The organism is Antarcticibacterium sp. 1MA-6-2 (assembly GCF_021535135.1).
Lineage (GTDB): Bacteria > Bacteroidota > Bacteroidia > Flavobacteriales > Flavobacteriaceae > Gillisia.
This window is the reverse complement of sequence record NZ_CP091036.1, coordinates 309897-329317: the sequence shown is the minus strand read 5'-3', so window position 1 is coordinate 329317 and position 19421 is coordinate 309897. Positions and strand designations below refer to the sequence as shown.

Genomic DNA, 19421 nt, shown 5'->3' with positions numbered 1-19421 from the left:
CTTTCCTATCAGGATTCTACAAATTCCTTCAGTACTTTTACTACATAAGCAATTTCTTCTTTTGTATTATAATGAGAAAAGGAGAAACGTAAGGAAGGTTTTGCAAGATCTTCATCAGTTAGGAAAGCGCTTAGCACATGAGATCCTTTATCACTCCCACTCTGGCAGGCACTACCCTTTGAACAGGCGATTCCTTTAAGATCTAACTGAAATAAAAGCATTAAGGCCTTTTCCTGAGAAACAGGAAGGCAAATATTAACCAGCGTATATGTACTTAAATCTGGGTTTTCACATTGCCCGTTAAATTTTACACCGGGAATGGCTTCTTTTAATTCATTAATAAAATGAGATTTTAGAGAAGAAACATATTTTTTCTCTTCCTCAAGATTTTGGTAAGCCAGTTTAAGAGCCTCTTCTAATCCTACAATGTTATGAACACTTTCTGTCTAAGCACGTGTACCCCGCTCCTGCTCTCCTCCAAAAATTAAAGGTTTGAGGCCGCTGTTTTTTCTTATAAAAGCAAATCCAACTCCCTTTGGACCGTAAAATTTATGAGCGCTTACCGCAGTGAAATCGACCGGAATATCAGAAAAATCCAGTTCAAAATGTCCAATTGATTGAACAGTATCTGAGTGGAACAGCGCCTGGTGTTTCTTGCATAGTTCACCTACAGCTTTAATATCCAGCATAGTTCCAATCTCATTATTTACATGCATCAGGCTAACCAGGGTCTTATGAGAAGAATCCTCCAACAACTCCTTAAGGTGATTTAAATCTACACTCCCTTTTTTATCAAGGTTCACATAAATTACTTCAACATCAAATGTTCTTTCCAGTTGCTCAACTGTGTATAACACAGCATGATGCTCTATTCTGGATGTAATGATCCTCTTCACTCCCAGGTCGCGAACCGCAGAGTTTAAAGCCAGGTTATCAGCTTCAGTTCCACCAGATGTAAAAATGATTTCTGCAGCTGAAACGTTTAGAAATTTTGCCACAGTCTTGCGGGCATTTTCAATTAAGGATTTTGAAGATCTTCCAAAAGCATGGGTAGAGGAAGGATTCCCGTAGTTTTCCTTCATTACCCTTACCATTTTTTCTATTACTTCTTCACGTATTTGCGTGGTTGCAGCGCTGTCGAGATATACTTTGTTCATGGGGAGCAAAATTAAATATTTTAAATTATTAATGCGAGGCTCTTCCAGAATTTCCTAAAAGTTTATTTTTGTTGAAAATGATAAAAATGCGCATCTATTCAGCTTTACTTTTAATGGCCATTTTCTTTACTTCCTGCGATGATGGGGATATTATTGTAACAACCTTTGAATTTGAGGAAGATGCCTTTACTATATGTGGCGATGGTAACAGCAAAGTTTTGTACCATATAAATAATGAAGATGTTTTTGAAACCCTATCGGTACAAATTACAAACGGGGCCCTTTCAAATGAAGATGATAAATTAATTAAAGCTCTCACCTCTCTTTCTTTACCATTAGATCCCGGCGTACTTCCTCCAATAAGAATCGTTTTAACAGGAAATAATCAGGTGATATACCGCACCTATGACGGCACTATTCCTGCCAGAGATTATTTTTGCCGCGATATCCCCCCTGCTTCCCCAAAAGTTTTACAGGAATACAGAAGCGTTGGTGGAGAAATAGTAATAACTACAAATATAACTTACGGAAATATCACTGATCACGATGAAGATGGAATTCCATCTAACCTTGAAGGAATGGACTCCTTACAGGATACGGATGGTGATGGAATTCCAGATTTCCTTGATAAAGATGATGACGGCGATAATGTAGCAACTTCATTTGAAATTAGGGACAGTATTGAAGCCGATGATCCCACTGTTAATGATTACCCCGATACAGACGGTGACGGGATCCCTAATTACCTGGATACAGATGATGACCAGGATGGCGTTCCTACACGTCGGGAAGTAACTGAAGCTAATCAGGATCCAAGACAAAACAACAATGAAGGCGGAGTACTTTACCTCTATTTGGATCGCTTTTCTTCAAATTCCTACTCCGGGGAAATTGATTTCAAAGTTTCTAATGATATTTCTATACGCTATACTTCTTTTATAGAAGCCCGAAACCTGAAATTACAAAAACAGGATGGTGATGGTGAAGAGATATCATTTGTGAGTAAAATTCTGGGAGTATACAATTCTTCCGGTACTACCCCAATAGATGTAGACAATAGTGAAGAGGAAAATCCTGATGAAGAAGAAACCGAAGAAAATGGCGGAGAATAAAAGTTAGTAATTCTGAAACAGATAAACCTCGGTAGCTCCCACACCATACTTTTGATAGTCGGCATCATAGTACTTTAAATTTTCATAGCGACCAAAAAGGTAATCGAGTTCGGCTTTTAAAACGCCTTCTCCCACCCCGTGGATAAATACTATTTTTTGAATTCTTTTTCGGGTAGCAAATTCAATTTGCCTTTTTGCAGTGTCGAGCTGCAGGCTAAGAATATCATGATTAGTCATTCCTCTATAGGAATTTACCAGCTTTTCAATATGAAGGTCAACCTCCATGGGAGGTGCGTTTCTTTCTTTCGGCTTAATCCTAATGGATCTTGGCTTTTTTGAGGATTGCTTCTCTTTGATTATTTCAGAAACCTAAGCACATCTGAAGTTGATATTAATCTGTTTTGTTCAGGACTGGTTCTTATTAGTTCTGTTTCGTGGTAATTCAGCAAAAAACCTTCCGTAGTTTCAATAGAAATATTTGCACCTTCAACTGCGACTACTTTTCCTTTTAAAGCATCATCCAGGACTTCAACTATATCATTTATCTTAAATTTCATAGGTCATTTTGTTGTTGTTCCTGTTCTTCTTTGTGATCATGTTTTGTCTCTACCCAGTGATTGGTCGCCCTGTAAAGACCGAACATTATTATTATAAAACCAAAAATTTGCAAAAGCTGGTGCGGTTCCTCGTTAGCGATGGTATAAATTAAGATCCCACCGCCTAAAACGATTAAAATAGTATTAAGAAGCTGACTGTTCTTTTTAGTCATAATTAACTGATTTTTAGCACTTAAAATGTTTTCTTTAATAAAAGTGCCGTTTATTAAGCATTATCTTTATAGACACAGCATTATGAAACAAATATACACCATAGCATTATTTTTCCTGCCTTTTTACTGCTTTTCCCAGCTTTATGTAAAACCTAAGCAGAAAATAAAGAGACCTTTGTCTATGTGGCTAACGAGGTGTTCTTTGTGGAGAAGCAAATCCATCTTACCCCGAATCCTAATGGAATAGCAAACCTTTATCTACGGAATGAAGCCCAGTTAATACAGGGACAAGATAATGATCCAAATACGGGGAACGGTACGCTCTCTGTTTTTCAGGAAGGCAAAGCTTCTGAATATACCTATAATTACTGGAGTTCTCCTGTTGATAAACTTCCGGGAAAAGATCAATTTGAAGAAATTATTTATGAACCACAAACCCGCCTTTTAAGTAGAAAAGCAAATTTCACAAATGAGCTTAACGGGAAAGCAAATCCTTTGACTATTTCAGCTAAATGGATCTATAAATTACAAGGCAGTAACTACGGGGAATGGAAATATCTTGGTAATAATTTCAATTTAGATGCGGGGGAAGGTTTTACTATGAAAGGTGTAGAGGGAGTAAATAATTCAGTCAATCTATACGGGGTTTCCAACAATCCAGGGAATGAGCAGCGATATGACTTTAGAGGTAAACCTAACAATGGTCTTATAGTACAGCAGGTAAGAACAGCAGAGGTGAAATTAATAGGAAATCCCTATCCCTCTGCCCTGGATTTAAACGCCTTCCTGCTTAACAATTCCAACATTACTTAGTATCGCCTACTTCTGGGACTCTGCACAAGTCACTTCTCATTATCTTGTGGATTACCTGGGAGGTTACGCTGCATACTCTCCTGCTTTAGGAACTCACGGGTATGTGCCTGCTGTTTTCTTCAAATATTCTCCTGATGGTCAAGCTGTTGAAAATACAGGAATTTCAGGAGAGATCTATGGCCGAAGATTTTTACCTATTGCACAGGGCTTTATGGTTGAAGGCCTTGAGAACGGACCTATATTTTTTAAAAATGAGTACAGGAAATACCAAAAAGAAGCTGCGGGCATTTCAGAATTTAAAACTTCTGATCTTCCTTTAAAAAATTCTGAATCAGTACCGTTTCTCCGCCTAAACATAAATTTTGACAACACCTATACAAGGCAATTATTACTTGCATTTCATCCCGGCTCTACCACGGGAGTAGACAGAGCAATGGACGCCAAGAATCTTATGCTTCTTGAATCAGATGCTTAGCTGGAGACTTGAACATGAGGAGTTTCTTATAAATGTTCAACCCTTCCAAAGGAACGAAAAGGTGCCAATTTTCTTTTCTATTGCTGAAACTACACCTGTAGAAATTTTATTAGCTGAAAAAGGGAATTTCGAAGAAACTATCTTCTTATATGATGCTGAAGAAAATCTATACTACAATATTTCTGAACCTATTTCCTTAGTTTTGAATAAAGGTGATTACGCCCAAAGGTTCTACCTTACTTTTGAAACTCCTTTAGATCCTCCTCAAATTTCTCCTCCTTCAGAAATAGCCATATTTCAGAATAACATAGAACAACGAACTGAAATTCGCATCCAATCAAATTTTAATACAGAAGCAATTGCTCTTTTCGATATTTCGGGCAGAAAATTAGTTGAAGTCAAAGCAGATCCCGGGAAGCTGGAATACTTAATATCTACAGGGAATTATAGCAATGGATACTACGTTATAAAAATAAAATCGCAAGATGGTGCTGTAATCTCTAAAAAAGTAATAATTTCAAATTGAAAGAGATATTGCTTTTAATGTATGGAGGAATTTTTACTTCCCTGTTTAAATAAAGAAATTTTTGGCCTGGACTGTTACGGCTGTGGGGGGCAACGCTCTTTTTTGTTGCTGCTTAAGGGAGAATTCTCTGCTGCTTTTCATATGTTTCCTGCAATTTACACCCTGCTCATCCTTCTCTTTTTCGTTTTAATAAATCTATTTTATAAATTTAAATATGATTACACTATAAAAATTGGTCTCGTTTTAGTTAACGCGGCTATTTTGGTGATCAATTATATAGTTAAAATGTACTTTTTAATAACCTAACCACCTAATCAATTCATTATGAACACAGAAACACAACAACTCCCTAACTCCACCCTCATTTTAGTATTTGGTATCCTTTCTATTGTTGGATGCTGCTGCTGGGGAGTAGTAGGTTTAATTTTTGGAATCGTCGCTTTGGTAATGTCCAAAAAAGCCATTGAAACATATAATGCCAATCCCGGAATTTACAGCGGCTACGACAATGTAAAAACCGGAAGAATTTTGGCTATTATAGGAATTATTTTAAGTGTATTAGTCTTACTCGCCAATCTTGTAATGATAGTGCTTTATGGCTTTGATGGAATTGAGGAAATGCAAAGAGAAATGATTGAACAGTATGGAGGCTAAATTTTGTCCTTCATAAATAAAGAAACCCGGCAATTTAGCCGGGTTTCTTTATTATTATAGCAGTTGATTTATTAACTCCTCCAGGTTAATTATTTCCTGGTCTCCTGTTTCCATATTTTTAAGGGCGAATTTACTGCTTCCATTTCTTCCGGTCCCGCAAGTATTACAAAAGGAATATTTCTTTTATTAGCATAATTCATTTGTTTTTTCATTTTTGCGCTATCTGGAAATAATTCAGCAAATATTCCTTTGTCTCTCAATTGTTTAATAGCCTTTAACCCATACAGAGCCTCCTCCTCTCCAAAATTGATAAAAAGAACCCTGGTGGAACGGGTGACTGTTTCAGGGAAAAGATTTAATTCCTCAAGTACCAGGTAGATCCTGTCCAGACCAAAAGAAATCCCTACGCCGCTAATATTTTTGAGACCAAAGATCCCGGTAAGATCGTCATAACGACCACCACCACCAATGGAGCCCATTTGTACACCAGCTGGAGCCGCAACTTCAAATATAGCTCCCGTATAATAATTGAGTCCGCGGGCAAGGGTAACATCAAGCTCCAGGTTTGCAGATTTTAACTCTAAATTTGAAATGGCACTATGAACAAACTCCAGTTCTTCAATTCCTTTTTACCTAGTTTCAGAACCACTTAGAATATTTTTTAAAATTTCTATTTTGTCTAAAAAGGATCCCGATAAGCCAAAAATAGGTTGAATGGCTTGTAGAGCTTTTTCAGAAATTCCTTTTTCCTGCATCTCTTTTTTTACACCTTCTTCTCCTATTTTATCCAGTTTATCCAAAGCGACGGTGAAATCTATAAGTTTCTCCTGTTCTCCTATCACTTCAGCAAAACCCGAAAGAATTTTTCTATTGTTGATCTTAATAGTAACACCCTCCAGTTTAAGTTTTGTAAATACTTCATCGTATAGCTGTACAAACTCTACCTCCTGCCAAAGACTATCACTTCCTACCACATCTGCATCACATTGAAAGAATTCACGAAAACGGCCTTTTTGCGGCCTGTCTGCCCGCCATACTTAGCTGTATTTGATAACGCTTAAAAGGAAACTCAATCTCGCTTTGGTGTTGCACCACATAACGTGCAAAAGGAACTGTAAGATCATATCTTAAAGCTTTCTCACTTATTGAAGAAGTAAGTTTGGTACTATCCTTCCCGGTATAAGCATCTTCATCAGCTTTACTCAAATAATCTCCGGAGTTAAGAATTTTAAATATAAGCCTGTCCCCTTCTTCTCCATATTTCCCCATAAGAGTTTCAGAATTTTCAAAGCTGGGAGTTTCTATTGGTTGAAATCCAAATTTTTCAAAACAGGAACGAATTTCATGAATTATATAATTGCGCTTTGCTACTTCTACAGGATTAAAATCCCTGGTGCCTTTAGGGATGGAAGGTTTTTGTGCCATTTTTCTAATTTATGCGAACTTTTTAACTACTCTACCTTTAAGTAAAAATCCCGGTTTAGCCGGAAAAGAGTAATTTTTAATGAAGTGCAAATATCTTAAATTTTATACGATCTTAAACAAATTTCAATTTTTAAGTAACATTCGCGCCTGTTATTAGTCTAACCTTTACGTACGATATTTAATACTATGTTTCAACTCCTAAAGGAAAACATAAGAATAGCTTTTGATTCCATAAAAGGTCAGATCTTAAGAACTATTCTTACCGTCCTCATAATTGCAATTGGTATAACCGCTTTAGTAGGAATATTAAGTGCAGTTAGTGCTCTTGAAAATACCATTAGTAGTGATTTTGCCTCTATGGGAGCTAACACTTTTAACCTGCAACGCTATTCCTTAACCACTCAGGCTCGGGGTGGTGGTGAAAAATTTAAGGTAAACCCGGTAATATCTTATAGGGAGGTTAAAGAATTCAAGGAAACTTTTGAATATCCCGGCACCCAAACTTCCATTTCATTTACAGGAACGGCTTAAGTGCAGAGGTAAAATATGAAGATCAAAAAACCGATCCTGAAGTGTCTATTTTAGGGGTTAATGAGCATTACCTTACCAACTCGGGCTTATCTTTAGAAGAGGGAAGGGATTTTAGCTATTTTGATATTCAGAATAACAACAATGTTGCCATCCTGGGAGCCGATTTTGCCGAGGGTTTATTTAAAGGTGTATCCCCCATAGACAAAGAAATAAGTCTTAGAGGAGCAAAATTCCGTGTTATTGGAATTTTGGAATCCAAGGGTTCTACCTTTGGAAACAATCAGGATCTAAGGGTATTAATTCCTGTTGAATTAGCTCGCTCCCTATTTACCCAGCCCAATATTAATTACAACATTAGTATTAAAGTTGAAGACAAAGAGATGCTCGAAGGGGCGCAAAGTGAAGCTATTATCACTTTCCGAAATATTCGTGCGTTAAGCCCTGTGGAAGAAAATAATTTTGGAATGGCTAAGAGTGATGATCTTTTAAATGAAATCTATCAGATTACAAGCGTCCTTAACCTCGCAGCCTGGATCATTTCTATAATTACAATTTTTGGTTCGTCCATTGCCTTAATGAATATTATGCTGGTTTCTGTAGCTGAACGTACTCGTGAGATAGGAATTAGAAAAGCTTTGGGGGCAAAACGGGGTACTATAGCAACTCAGTTTTTCATGGAAACATTAATTATTGGACAACTGGGTGGGATCTTGGGAATAATTCTTGGCATACTAGTAGGTTACGCAGTTTCCAGCGCAGCAAACTTCAATTTTGTCACTCCCTGGACTGCCATGTTCTGGGCTACAGGTATTACTATCCTTGTAGCTATTTTAGCCGGGAGTTATCCTGCCAGCAAAGCAGCAAAACAAGACCCTGTGGAATCCCTTCATTATGAATAGCAATAGCTGCCTGAAATTTATTCATTCACAACCTCATCAAAATACCTGAACAGGTCACCTTTTGTAATTACTGCTCCCTGTTGAATTAGTGCAAAAATGTCTTTGTTCCTGTCTTCCTGTAAAACCTTGCTCGAGGTATAGAGGTTTACACTGTCGTCCATAAGATTCTTTTGAAGCCATTGATATCCCGCTCTGGATGTTATATCGATTTCTTCGTTATCTATCTTCACGGCAATTAATCTTATTTCTACCTGGGTTATATTAAATAAGAACATTTGTTGAGGAGAAAAATGTTCAAGATAATTTACTTTATCTAAAACACCTTCCCAAATGAGATCACTAAAAACATCCAGCTCCTCCTCTGCTACCTGGGGTTTATCTTTTTTTAGTTCTTCCCACTCGCTCGAGGTAATGGATTGCGTTGCCAGGAAATTTATAAACTCCTGATGTAGTTCTTCAAATTGTTCCTTTGTTAAACGGGTATATTTCATAAATATATTTTTTGAATCTAAGTTTGATCCTCTCTTCACAGTTAAAAACAGAAAAGCCCACTCGCAGGGAGTAGGCTTTTACTAAATTATTATCTTCCTTATGCTTCAGCAACAACATCAAATGTAAAGGTAGAAATCACTTCACGATGAAAACGCAATGTAGCTTCGTATTGTCCTAAACGTTTAATGTTACCACCTGCAATAGTGATATATTTTTTCTCAAGCTCAATTCCTTCTTTAGCCAGGGCTTCAGAAAGGTCTGCATCTGTAATTGATCCAAACATTTTATCTCCTCCACCTGCTTTAGCAGTAAGTTTAAGATCAAGGTTGTTCAATTTTGCAGCTTGTTTCTTAGCTTCCTCTATATTCTTTTGCTCTTTGTAAGAACGTTGCTTTACAGTCTCAGCTAAAACTTTCTTAGCAGATGGAGTAGCCAATGCTGCAAATCCCTGGGGAATAAGGAAGTTTCTGCCGTAACCATTCTTTACGTTTACAACATCATCTTTAAATCCCAGATTTTCTACGTCTTTCTTAAGTATTAATTCCATAATTGTCTACTTGTTATTTTAATAAATCGGCCACATACGGCATCAAAGCCAAATGACGTGCACGCTTAACCGCCACAGCCACTTTACGTTGATATTTTAAAGATGTACCAGTTAAACGACGGGGTAATAATTTCCCCTGCTCGTTAACAAACTTCAATAAAAAATCCGGGTCTTTGTAATCGATATATTTTATACCTGATCTTTTGAACCTGCAATACTTTTTAGTTTTGCTGGTCTCTATATTAAGAGGAGTAAGATACCTGATCTCTCCGTCTTTTTTTCCTTTTGCTTGTTGTTCAATAGATGACATAACTACGCTTTTTCTTTGTTTCTTTTTCTTCTCTTTTCTGCCCAGGCGATAGCGTGTTTATCTAACTTTACAGTAAGATAACGCATCATACGCTCGTCTCTTCTAAACTCCACCTCAAGAGGGTTTATAGCCTCTCCCGGCGCTGTGTACTCAAATAAGTGATAAAAACCACTCTTTTTGTGTTGAATTGGGTAAGCTAACTTTTTAAGCCCCCAGTTCTCTTTGGATATCATCTCGGCACCGTTAGAAACAAGAAAATCTTCGTATTTCTGAACTGTTTCCTTTATCTGGTCATCAGATAAAACGGGATTCAAGATGAAAACAGTTTCATAATGATTCATAAAATATGATTTAAATTAAATTGGCTGCAAAAGTAACATGTTTTTTTAATTCTGCCAACATTTTATGCAACGGCAAAATGCTCTTTTAATCGACGAAATTACTTTTTCCCTTGGTTTAGTAAAATTTTATGGTTAATATTGTTTATACTTAACCTTACCCCCGTGGAAGAAACATTACTTAAATGTGCTGTGGTTGATGATTCCAGTTTACAACGTTTATCGATTGTAAAATTAATAAAAGACCACCCTAATTTAAAATTAGTTGCCGAATATAATAATGCCATTGAAACCAAAAATGGATTATTAGATACGGCGGTAGATCTTATATTTCTGGATATTGAAATGCCTATTCTTACAGGCTTTGAGCTGTTGGACGATCTTCCAAACAAACCCCAGATCATCTTTGTCACCGGAAAAACGAAATATGCCTTTAAAGCGTTTGACTATGATGCAGTGGACTACATCCATAAACCTGTAAACAAAGAACGATTTAATAACGCTGTTGCAAAAGCGATAAATCTTTACAATCTTAAAACTCACGGCACTCCACTGGAGGACGAAAACTTTATTTTTGTGAAGAGCAATCTTAAAAACAGAAAGGTTTTTCTCAATAAGCTCAAGTATATAGAAGCGCTGGGAGATTACGTTAAATTCGTTACAGAAAAGGATACTTTTGTTGTACTTGCCACAATGAAATCTTTTGAAGAGCAGTTACCGCAGGAGCAATTCCTGCGTATTCATAAATCTTATATCGTTAATCTGGAAAAAGTTGAGCGGTACAACAGTAAGAATATTGAAATAGACAAACAACAAATTCCTTTGAGCAGGCACAAGAAATCCAACCTTATAGAAGCCTTAAGTGCAATGCAATAGATTTAACCGTTATTAAAGACTCTATTATATTGTTCTATTAATAAGGATCCACATTAATAATTACCCTAACACTTCGCCATATTCCTATAGCTTTAAAGCTGCCCATTACTTTCTCTATATACTTTTTAGTTTTTCCCAGAGATTGCTTAGGAGGTATTTTTATGAGGATGTTTTTATAATATTCATTTCTAATGCGAGCTACAGGAGGAAACTCTGGGCCCAGAACATTTTCTTTGAATACATTTCCTAAAGACCTGGCTACCCATTCAGCAGCCTCGTTAGTTTTGCTGTAATCACGGCTTTTCACCGTAAGCTTTATTAGTTTGTAATAAGGGGGATATTTATATTGATAGCGCTCTTCCAGTTGCTCCTTGTACATCTCTACATAATTATTGGTAGAAACCTGTTTTACTATCTGGTGATGCGGATTGTATGTTTGAATAATAACCTTTCCTCTTGTCTTTGTCCTTCCGGCTCTACCCGCTACCTGTAACATTAACTGAAAACTACGCTCGTGCGCACGAAAATCGGGAAAATTGAGAAGAGTATCGGCATTCATAATTCCCACCAGTCTAACTTTTCTAAAGTCCAGTCCCTTACTCAACATTTGTGTACCTACAAGAATATCGATCTCCTCCTGCTCAAATGAGGTGATGATCTTTTGGTGACCATGCTTTCCACGGGTAGAATCCAGATCCATTCGTCCAATTTTGGCATCGGGCAAAAGAGCTTTAAGTTCAGTTTCTATTTGTTCTGTGCCAAAACCTTTGGTTGTAAGCTCTGTACTGTCACAGGCCATACACTTTTGTTGCATTGCAATATGATATCCGCAGTAGTGACAGCGCAACTGGTTGCTGTGATTGTGAAAAGTAAGACTAACATCACAATTGGGGCATTGTGGGGAATAACCACAGGTTGTACATTCAAGAATGGGAGAATAGCCCCTCCTGTTCTGAAAAAGAATAACCTGCTCCCCTTCGTCCAATGCAATTTGAATTTCCTCCAGAAGCCTGTCAGAAAAGTGGCTTAGTCATTTTTTTCTTTTTGTACTTCTCCTTTATATCTACAATCTCTATTTCGGGAATCATCACCTCCCCGTACCTTCTGTTAAGGTTTACCAGGCGGTACTTGTCGTGTACAGCATTAAAATATGACTCCAGGGAAGGAGTGGCCGATCCCAGTATAAGATGTGCTTTTTGCATTTGGCTAAGAACCACCGCTGCATCCCGGGCATTATACCTGGGAGCAGGATCAAACTGCTTAAAAGTTGTTTCATGTTCTTCATCTACCACAATAAGACCCAGGTTCTGGAATGGAAGAAAAAGAGAAGATCGCGCTCCCAGCACAATTTTAGCCTTTCCGCTGGAATTGAGAACGTGATTATAGACCTCCATTCTCTCATTTACTGAATATTTGCTGTGATAAACGAGAACCTGCTCTCCAAAAAATGCCTGTAACCGGGAAACGAGTTGAGCTGTAAGTGCAATTTCCGGAAGAAGGTACAAAACCTGTTTACCTTCAGAAATAGCTTTTTCTATTAATTTTATATAAAGTTCTGTTTTACCTGAAGAGGTTATACCGTGCAAAAGAACTACTTCTCCTTCCTGAAAATGCTGTTCTATTTCCTCAAAAGCTTTTTCCTGCCAGTCATTTAACCTAAGGGAAGTATTAGTCACATCAGCATCAAAATTAATTCTGTCCGTCTGTAAATAATATTCCTCGAAAACACCTTTATCTATTAGAGTCTTAATTGTAGCTGAAGAACTGCTGCTGGCACGAACGAGATCTTTTACTTTTACAAGTTTCTTTTTTTGTGCCTCAAGGTGAAAAAATACAAGGACCGCGTCTCTTTGTTTTGGAGCTCTGTTCAAATTATCCAGAAGCTGATGCATTGCTGCCTCTTCGGAAAAATCTTTACTAATCCTGATATACCTGATGAGTTTTGGCTTGTATTGCTCAAAAATTTCCTGGTTAACCACAATTACCCCCTTAGACACCATTTTATTAATCACCGGAAGAACGGTTTTTTTATCCAGCAATTGCATTACTTCCTGAATTTTTAAGGATGACTGCTTTTGAAGTGCTTCAAATATTAATAATTCCTGATCTTCCAGCTGCGAAATGTCGATATTTTCTGAAACTGATAATTGTATAAGCGTCTCACTTTCCAGAAGAAAACCACCGGGTAATGCCGCTCTTAAGACTTCACCTTCCGCACACATATAATAGCGTGCAAGCCATTTCCAAAATTCCAGTTGATGAAGAGTTACAATTGGAGTTTCATCCAGGATTTGTTCAATAGGCTTAGCCTCATATAACTGGGGTGGATTAGAATGAATTCCCGCAACTATACCCGTGTAGATCTTAGACTTGCCAAAAGGCACTGCTACTCTCATCCCGGGCTTTAAAAAATCGGCCTCAGCCTTACTTACCTGGTAGGTAAACTGCTTTTCTAAAGGAAGTGGAAGAATAACATTAATAAAGAAAGTCATAGCCTGGTTTAGGTGAAACAAATTTAAGCTTCTTTTTAATTCAAAAAAAACCACTCTATATTAGAATGGCTTTAAAAAATCTATTTTTCAATTTTTACTGAACTCTCTCCCAGGTTTGAGTTCTATAAAAGAAGGCGATATAGCCTCTAACCTTTAAAAGATTGGGATTATTCTCATCCAGCCATACTTTTACCCTGTACTCTTTTCCTGTTTCAGGATCTGTAATTATTCCCCCGGAAAATTCATCATCTTTTTGTTTCAATCCTGTCATTAACTCAAGACCTTCCACGGGTTTATTCTTCAATTCTCCCTCACAGTTTTCACATATCCTGTCCCGATCACTCTCTTTTAAAATTTTAACCACTTTTCCATTTATCTCATCTCCCTCCTTATAAATTTCAATTATAGAATTGGGTTTTCCTGTTTCATCGTTTCTGGTTTTCCACTTTCCAAAAATGGTTTGTGCCTGCAGGCCTCCTAAGACAAACAGAAATAAAATTGTCAATGTCCTCTTCATCAAGTTGTCTTTGTTAATTTATTATTTTATTTCCAAATGCTTTCAGTACCTAGCCCTTTAACATCCCATCTTTCAATTTCTTATCTGCCGGATTGTTGGATAACCAAATTCCAAAGAGAGCTTTTTTAAACTCCAACCCCTGGACATTTCCTTTTTTGGTGCCATTCTTATAAACTGTTACACCTTGTTTTGGAAGATATACAATATCAAAAACATCATCTTTGGTTATCTCTTCTTTAAAAAAACTTTTGAACTCTTCAATTTCAGAATTTATTGCGGAAGTTTTACCATTTGTTGCACTTTGAAAACCTTCATTAACAGCATCAATCATTTTATCGCTGGATATTAATTTTGAAACTATATGGATCTTAATAGCCATAGGTTCATTGGCAGCCATTATTTTTTCTCCACTATTGGATTTTGACTGAACATACAAAGCACCTGCGTACATGTCCATCCAAAATTTCTCTCTTACTCCTACCCCGTTTAAGACCAGTTTTTCACCCTCAAAACTTTGGGTATTTGGCAAAGTTACTCCCGCCGCTTTCGTTTGAGCTGAAGCCGTTGAGATAGTAAGAACTGCAACAAGTAAAAAAATTGCTTTTTTCATTAGATTCATTGTTAGGGATTATCAATATTTTCGTTTCATCTTGGTTAAGGATGCATTGAGTTCAAAACCCAGCAAGAGGATGTTTGAATTCAGCCAAATATATACCATTAGTACAAGCAGTGCACCAATCGAGCCATATAATTCATTATAGGAAGAAAAATTGGTAATATACAAGCCAAAGAGATAAGTGGTTAACATTATTAGCAAGGTTGTAAACAAAGCTCCAACTGAAAAAAACCTTGCCAGCCTGCCTTCCTTAGTTCCAAAATAATAAAGTGTCGCAACAGCAAGATATGTCAAAATTATTAAAATTATATACTGTAATAATTGCGAGGCAAGGCTCTTCTCAAATAATAATCCCAACTTACTTAAATCGTCTACTGCATACGTAAGGTAAACGGCCACTACCACAGTAACGAGCAACAACAATGCCATTACAATTGAGACCGCTACAGCTACTAAATACTGTCTTACAATAGAGCGATTTTTATGTGTGTGGTAAGAAAACTCAAAACCTGTGAAAATTGCATTTACACCATTGGTCATTAAAAAAATAGACAGCAGGAAGGCGAATGATAACAATCCACCCCGTGGCGTACCAGCTATATCGAGAAAGATATCTTCAAACAAATCATAAGTTGTGGGTGGCAACATATTGTTCATGAATACCAGGAACTCTATTTGAAAATCATCTATAAAGGAAATGTAGGGAATGAGGTTAAGAATAAAAATGAGAAATGGAAAAATAGCCATAAAGAAACTATAGGCAATCGCACTTGCCCTGGTAGAAAACGTTCCCTGAATAATCCCACCTGAGTATATTTCCCAGAGGTCAAAAGCAGTAAGACCATCCATTCCCGGCAAAATGATCTTTCTTGTCCTGCGTTCCCAGGAGTTAGAAAATCTTTCCAGAAGGGATGTTGTCTTTTTACCTATCCCCATTTATCATACTGCTTTAAGGCTTAGATCCATATTGTAAATTGAATGGGTAAGGGCACCACTTGAAACAAAATCTACCCCACAGTCGGCATACTTTCTTACTGTTTCTAGAGTAATTCCTCCGCTGGATTCAGTTTGACACTTGTTGTTTATTAGCTCTACAGCCTTTTTCGTTTCCTCAAAGTTAAAATTATCAATCAAAATTCTGTACACCCCACTTGAGGAAAGAATTTCACGAATTTCGGCCATGTCCCTCGCTTCGACTATAATTTTAAGATCCAGATTATTCTGTTGTAGATACGATTTGGTTTTATCTATGGCCTCTGTAATACCCCCTGCAAAGTCTATATGATTATCCTTCAGCATTATCATATCATAAAGAGCAAAACGGTGATTTTCCCCACCTCCTATTTTCACGGCCCATTTTTCTAAAGCACGAATGCCGGGAGTAGTTTTGCGGGTATCCAGGATTTTGGTTTTGGTACCTTCCAGCCTTGTTGCAAATTCCTTTGTTTTTGTGGCTATAGCACTCATTCTTTGCATCCCGTTCAATACAAGCCTCTCGGCCATTAAAATAGATCTTGAAGAACCTTCTACGTAAAAAGCTACGTCTCTTTTCTTCATTCTTTCCCCATCTTTTAAAATTGTCTCGACATTAAGATCTTTGTCAATGTATTTAAAAACCCGCTTTGCAAAATCTATTCCTGCAATTATCCCATCATCTTTAACGAGCAATTTTGCCTTTCCCTTAGCCTGAGAGGGAATACAGGCTAATGAACTATGGTCGCCATCTCCTACATCTTCCCTTACTGCGTTCTTAATAATTAAGTCAATTTCCTTTTCAAATTGTGCCTGTGAGATCATTGCAATAGTTATTTTTGTAAATGTAGCAAAGTCTGGATAAAATGACCATAAAATTACTGGGGATAGGTAAAACCGATGATCCTGCACTTCAGGAGTTAACTGATGTTTATGTAAAACGACTTCAGTTTTACAACAAATTCGAGCAGGAACTTATACCCGATCTTAAAAAGGTTAAGAATCTCGATGAAAATCAACAGAAACAGAAAGAAGGAGAATTATTGCTGTCAAAGTTTAGTCCTTCAGATTTTGTTGTGCTCCTTGATGAAAAAGGAAAGCAATACACCTCAGTAGAATTTTCAGAATTTCTTCAGAAGAGATTAAACAGTGGGGTGAAGCAACTTATGTTCGTTATTGGCGGGCCCTATGGTTTTTCTCAGGAAGTTTATAACCGGGCAGATGCTAAAATGTCTTTATCAAAAATGACTTTTTCCCATCAAATGGTGAGGCTATTCTTTGTAGAACAACTTTACCGGGGCTTTACTATTTTACGTAATGAACCTTACCACCATAAATAATTCCACCACTCTATGAAACTGGTATTTGCAACACACAACCAAAATAAACTAAAAGAAGTGCAGGCCCTTATGCCTGCATCAATTGAGTTGTTATCGCTGGACGATATTTGCTGTTATGAAGAAATTCCTGAAACAGCCGATACGATTGATGAAAATGCTATTTTAAAAGCTGATTTTGTCAAGAACAATTATAACATGGATTGTTTTGCCGACGATACAGGGCTGGAAGTAACTGTACTTAATGGAGCACCCGGAGTTTACTCTGCCCGGTACGCAGGCGGAGATAAAAATAACGAAAACAATATTAACAAGCTCTTAAAGGAGCTGGATGGTGTAAAAGATCGAAGTGCACAATTTAAAACTGTCATAGCATTAAACCTTAATGACCATCAATTTATGTTCCTGGGAGTTTGTAAGGGAACAATCACCACGGAAAGAAGGGGAAGCGAAGGATTTGGCTACGATGCTGTTTTTCAGCCTGAAGGTTATGAAAAAACATTTGCCGAAATGACTTTAGAAGAAAAATCAAAGATTAGTCATCGCGGAATTGCGCTTCAGGATTTAATAGAATATCTCTCAAAATAGGCCTTTTTATTCCTATAAGATTTCTGCAATAAGCTGTAAACTAATGCTTACCTTTGCAACTTATTAAAATTTTATATGAATAAATTTGAACAATTAGGGTTAAATCCTGCTATTCTTAAAGCTGTCGAAGATATGGGCTTTACGAGTCCAAGTGAAGTGCAGGAAAAAGCGATCCCTATTTTACTGCAGGAAGACACAGATATGGTGGCTCTTGCCCAAACGGTACCGGGAAAACTGCTGCTTTTGGTTTCCCACTAATTCAAAAGATCACTGCTGAGAAGAAGCATACGCAAGGATTAATTCTTTCCCCAACAAGGGAATTGTGTTTACAAATTACCAATGAACTTAAAAATTATTCCAAATTTACTCCGGGATTAAACACCGTAGCTATTTATGGAGGAGCCAGCATCACAGATCAGGCTCAACAAATAAAACGTGGAGCACAAATAGTTGTGGCTACTCCCGGAAGAATGCAGGATATGATCAATCGTAAACTGGTTGATATTTCTAAAATTGAGTTTTGCATCCTTGATGAAGCCGATGAAATGCTGAATATGGGCTTTTATGAAGACATTACAGCCATATTGTCTCATACCCCACGTGAAAAAAACACCTGGTTATTTTCGGCTACCATGCCGCAGGAAGTTTCTACTATTGCAAAGAAGTTCATGAGAACTCCTGTAGAGATTACAGTAGGAACAAAAAATCAGGGAACTTCAAATGTATCTCATGAATTTTACGCAGTAAATTCCAGAGACCGTTATCCGGCCTTAAAAAGACTTGCAGATGCAAATCCTGATATTTTTTCTGTAGTTTTTTGTAGAACCAAGCGTGATACTCAAAAGGTTGCTGAACAACTTATTGAAGACGGATACAATGCTGCTGCGTTGCACGGCGATTTAAGCCAAAATCAGCGGGATCTCGTGATGAAGAGTTTTAGAGCGAGACAAATCCAAATGCTTGTTGCTACAGATGTTGCGGCTAGAGGAATTGATGTAGATGATATTACCCATGTAATTCATTACCAGTTACCAGATGAACCTGAAGTTTACACTCACCGTAGCGGTAGAACTTAGCCGTGCCGGGAAAAGTGGTGTTTCAATGGTCATTGTCTCTAAAAGTGAGGTGCGAAAGATCAAAAGCATTGAGCGCATTATTAAGCAACCATTTGAGCAAAAAGAAATTCCTGACGGAATGGAAATTTGTCGCGTGCAGTTGTTCCACCTTGCAACAGACATTAAGAACACAAAGATTAACCACGATATAGATCCTTACCTTCCAAGTATAGAAGAGGTGCTTCAGGATTTTTCTAAAGAAGAACTTATTAAAAAAGTATTTTCTGTGGAATTCACAAGGTTCTTTAACTATTATAAAAACTCCTCAGACCTGAATGTAAAAGGAGCATCATCAGGCCGTGAGGATTATTCTTCAGGCGGAGACAGCACCAGGTTCTTTATTAATGTTGGTGCCAAGGATGATTTTGACTGGATGAAGTTGAAAGATTTTCTAAAGGCTACGCTGGATCTTGGGCGCGACGATGTGACCCGGGTAGATGTAAAAGATAGCTTTTCTTTTTTCAATACGAGTTCAGAAATTAAGGAAAGGATCCTGTCAACCTTTGAAAATTTCCAACACCAGGGTAGACGAATTAGCGTTGAAGTATCACAGGATACAGGTGGTGGCGGAAGATCTTCAGGAAAACCCAGAAGCAGAAAACCCCGTGGAGATTTTAAATCTCGCGACGCAGGTTCTTCTGACGATGGAGGTAGAAGAAGATCAGCTAAATCTTCAGATTCCGGATCATCGAATGACGGCGGAAGAAGAAGATCTGCATCAGATTCCGGATCAAAATCAGGAGGTGATAAAAACAAAGGAGGAAGCAGGAAACGAAATATTGAAAGTTCTGTTAACCGAAGAAAATCACGACGTTCATAAGAAATTTTCACATTGGGAGTTATTTGGTATAATATTTACT

Annotated in this window: 18 protein-coding genes and 6 pseudogenes; 11 read left to right on the top strand and 13 right to left on the bottom strand. The window is 37.4% G+C overall.

Features of this window, described 5'->3' with window-relative positions; translation table 11 throughout:
• Positions 1 to 8 precede the first annotated feature (8 nt).
• A pseudogene (locus LZ575_RS01580) lies at positions 9 to 1157 on the bottom strand (cysteine desulfurase family protein).
• 86 nt (positions 1158 to 1243) lie between these two features.
• Here LZ575_RS01580 and LZ575_RS01575 point away from each other — a divergent pair.
• Entirely contained in the window at positions 1244 to 2269 is a 1026-nt protein-coding gene (locus LZ575_RS01575; protein WP_235327914.1) for a hypothetical protein, read from the top strand.
• A 3-nt stretch (positions 2270 to 2272) separates the two neighbouring features.
• Here LZ575_RS01575 and LZ575_RS24170 read toward each other — a convergent pair.
• Both LZ575_RS24170 and LZ575_RS01565 read right to left on the bottom strand, forming a co-directional pair.
• A pseudogene (locus LZ575_RS24170) lies at positions 2273 to 2826 on the bottom strand (Smr/MutS family protein).
• Positions 2823 to 3038, bottom strand: a complete 216-nt coding sequence (locus LZ575_RS01565; RefSeq protein ID WP_235327912.1) for a hypothetical protein — start codon at positions 3036 to 3038, stop codon at positions 2823 to 2825. Before LZ575_RS01565 ends, LZ575_RS24170 begins: the two are co-directional and overlap by 4 nt.
• 183 nt (positions 3039 to 3221) lie before the next feature.
• Here LZ575_RS01565 and LZ575_RS01560 point away from each other — a divergent pair, with 183 nt between their 5' ends.
• The 5 genes from LZ575_RS01560 to LZ575_RS01540 are packed head-to-tail and all read left to right on the top strand — an operon-like array spanning position 3222 to position 5506.
• Positions 3222 to 3851, top strand: coding sequence for a hypothetical protein (locus LZ575_RS01560; RefSeq protein WP_235327910.1), 630 nt, complete (start codon positions 3222 to 3224; stop codon positions 3849 to 3851).
• Between the two features lie 46 nt (positions 3852 to 3897).
• Positions 3898 to 4326, top strand: coding sequence for a hypothetical protein (locus LZ575_RS01555; RefSeq protein WP_235327908.1), 429 nt, complete (start codon positions 3898 to 3900; stop codon positions 4324 to 4326).
• A complete protein-coding gene (locus tag LZ575_RS01550) occupies positions 4319 to 4852 on the top strand; it encodes a T9SS type A sorting domain-containing protein (RefSeq protein WP_235327906.1) in 534 nt (177 codons plus the stop codon). Before LZ575_RS01555 ends, LZ575_RS01550 begins: the two co-directional genes overlap by 8 nt.
• Positions 4853 to 4873: 21 nt before the next feature.
• A complete protein-coding gene (locus LZ575_RS01545; RefSeq protein WP_235327904.1) occupies positions 4874 to 5158 on the top strand; it encodes a DUF2752 domain-containing protein in 285 nt (94 codons plus the stop codon).
• A gap of 18 nt (positions 5159 to 5176) precedes the next feature.
• The gene (locus LZ575_RS01540; protein ID WP_235327902.1) at positions 5177 to 5506 is read left to right on the top strand and encodes a CCC motif membrane protein; all 330 of its coding nucleotides are present in this window, start codon (positions 5177 to 5179) and stop codon (positions 5504 to 5506) included.
• 54 nt (positions 5507 to 5560) lie between these two features.
• Here the strand turns inward: LZ575_RS01540 and hisS are convergent.
• A pseudogene (gene hisS / locus LZ575_RS01535) lies at positions 5561 to 6931 on the bottom strand (histidine--tRNA ligase).
• A gap of 186 nt (positions 6932 to 7117) precedes the next feature.
• Between hisS and LZ575_RS01530 the strand changes: the two are divergent.
• Positions 7118 to 8361 (top strand): annotated as a pseudogene (locus tag LZ575_RS01530) (ABC transporter permease).
• Positions 8362 to 8378: 17 nt separating this feature from the next.
• Here LZ575_RS01530 and LZ575_RS01525 read toward each other — a convergent pair.
• From LZ575_RS01525 to rpsF, 4 genes are all read right to left on the bottom strand, one after another.
• The gene (locus tag LZ575_RS01525) at positions 8379 to 8852 is read right to left on the bottom strand and encodes a DUF6495 family protein (RefSeq protein ID WP_235327900.1); all 474 of its coding nucleotides are present in this window, start codon (positions 8850 to 8852) and stop codon (positions 8379 to 8381) included.
• A gap of 98 nt (positions 8853 to 8950) precedes the next feature.
• Positions 8951 to 9400: a 50S ribosomal protein L9 gene (rplI, locus tag LZ575_RS01520; protein ID WP_235327898.1), complete on the bottom strand. Its 450-nt coding sequence runs from the start codon at positions 9398 to 9400 to the stop codon at positions 8951 to 8953.
• A 13-nt stretch (positions 9401 to 9413) separates the two neighbouring features.
• On the bottom strand, positions 9414 to 9710 hold the full coding sequence (rpsR, locus tag LZ575_RS01515; protein WP_235327896.1) for a 30S ribosomal protein S18: 297 nt from the start codon (positions 9708 to 9710) through the stop codon (positions 9414 to 9416).
• 2 nt (positions 9711 to 9712) lie between these two features.
• Positions 9713 to 10051 (bottom strand): 30S ribosomal protein S6, encoded by a 339-nt coding sequence (rpsF, locus tag LZ575_RS01510; RefSeq protein WP_235327894.1) that lies wholly within the window; start codon positions 10049 to 10051, stop codon positions 9713 to 9715.
• A gap of 162 nt (positions 10052 to 10213) precedes the next feature.
• Between rpsF and LZ575_RS01505 the strand changes: the two genes are divergently transcribed.
• Positions 10214 to 10924, top strand: coding sequence for a LytTR family DNA-binding domain-containing protein (locus LZ575_RS01505; protein WP_235330651.1), 711 nt, complete (start codon positions 10214 to 10216; stop codon positions 10922 to 10924).
• A gap of 37 nt (positions 10925 to 10961) precedes the next feature.
• Here LZ575_RS01505 and priA read toward each other — a convergent pair.
• The 5 genes and pseudogenes from priA to nadC all read right to left on the bottom strand — a co-directional run bounded on the left by priA (position 10962) and on the right by nadC (position 16346).
• Positions 10962 to 13416: pseudogene (gene priA, locus LZ575_RS01500) on the bottom strand (primosomal protein N').
• Positions 13417 to 13510: 94 nt separating this feature from the next.
• Positions 13511 to 13933, bottom strand: a complete 423-nt coding sequence (locus LZ575_RS01495) for a DUF2147 domain-containing protein (RefSeq protein WP_235327892.1) — start codon at positions 13931 to 13933, stop codon at positions 13511 to 13513.
• Positions 13934 to 13982: 49 nt separating this feature from the next.
• Positions 13983 to 14543 (bottom strand): chalcone isomerase family protein, encoded by a 561-nt coding sequence (locus LZ575_RS01490; protein ID WP_235327890.1) that lies wholly within the window; start codon positions 14541 to 14543, stop codon positions 13983 to 13985.
• Positions 14544 to 14564: 21 nt separating this feature from the next.
• Positions 14565 to 15485, bottom strand: a complete 921-nt coding sequence (locus LZ575_RS01485; RefSeq protein WP_235327888.1) for a YihY/virulence factor BrkB family protein — start codon at positions 15483 to 15485, stop codon at positions 14565 to 14567.
• A gap of 3 nt (positions 15486 to 15488) precedes the next feature.
• Positions 15489 to 16346 (bottom strand): carboxylating nicotinate-nucleotide diphosphorylase, encoded by an 858-nt coding sequence (gene nadC, locus LZ575_RS01480; protein ID WP_235327886.1) that lies wholly within the window; start codon positions 16344 to 16346, stop codon positions 15489 to 15491.
• A 41-nt stretch (positions 16347 to 16387) separates the two neighbouring features.
• Between nadC and rlmH the strand changes: the two genes are divergently transcribed.
• The 3 genes and pseudogenes from rlmH (at position 16388) to LZ575_RS01465 (ending at position 19381) form a co-directional block, all read left to right on the top strand.
• Positions 16388 to 16861 carry a 23S rRNA (pseudouridine(1915)-N(3))-methyltransferase RlmH gene (rlmH, locus tag LZ575_RS01475; RefSeq protein ID WP_235327884.1) on the top strand — a complete coding sequence of 158 codons (474 nt, stop codon included), beginning with the start codon at positions 16388 to 16390 and terminating at the stop codon, positions 16859 to 16861.
• 12 nt (positions 16862 to 16873) lie between these two features.
• On the top strand, positions 16874 to 17446 hold the full coding sequence (locus tag LZ575_RS01470; RefSeq protein WP_235327882.1) for a non-canonical purine NTP diphosphatase: 573 nt from the start codon (positions 16874 to 16876) through the stop codon (positions 17444 to 17446).
• Between the two features lie 75 nt (positions 17447 to 17521).
• Positions 17522 to 19381: pseudogene (locus LZ575_RS01465) on the top strand (DEAD/DEAH box helicase).
• The last annotated feature ends 40 nt before the right edge of the window (positions 19382 to 19421 follow it).